This window comes from Halorubrum sp. Atlit-28R, assembly GCF_003665955.1.
Taxonomy (GTDB): domain Archaea; phylum Halobacteriota; class Halobacteria; order Halobacteriales; family Haloferacaceae; genus Halorubrum; species Halorubrum tropicale.
On sequence record NZ_QPLS01000103.1, the window covers coordinates 1 to 572 of the forward strand.

Annotated in this window: 1 pseudogene; it reads left to right on the forward strand. The window is 68.5% G+C overall.

Features of this window, described 5'->3' with window-relative positions:
• Positions 1-572 (forward strand): annotated as a pseudogene (locus DVK06_RS17010) (extracellular solute-binding protein); the annotation flags it as partial.

A 572-nucleotide genomic window follows, 5' to 3' on the forward strand; every position in this document is an offset into this window, starting at 1 on the left:
GACTCGACGACGACGACAACCGACAGGCGGCCGTCGAGACGTTCGAGTGGGTCCAGTCGATGGCCGAGCACTCGCCGAACGGCTCGGGGTGGGCGTGGGGCGACGCCATCGGCGCGCTCCAACAGGAGAACGCCGCGGCCATCGCCAGCGTCGGCGGCCTCCCCATCCTCACGATTCAGGCCAACCGCCCCGACCTCGTCGAGAACCACAGTCCGATGCCGTTCCCCGTGCCGAGCGGGGCGGCGCAGGACAAGTGGTGGGCGTACATGGAGGGTCACCTCGTCCGCAACGACGGCCAGAACACCGAGGGCGCGCAGGCGTTCGTCGACTTCTTCACGAGTTCGTCGCGCTTCTTCGACTTCGTGCTCTCCGCGCCGCTGTTCCAGTTCCCGCCGACGCGGGAGCAACTCGACGCGCCCGAGGTGACCGAAAACGAGGTGATCACGCTCCCGGACGCGACGACGGCGGAGGCCACGAAAGTGTTCAGCGGCGTCTACCGCGACGTCAACATCGCGCTGGCAAACGAGTTCGCCCGCTACGCCGACGCACTCGGGATCGACGTGCGCGAGGCG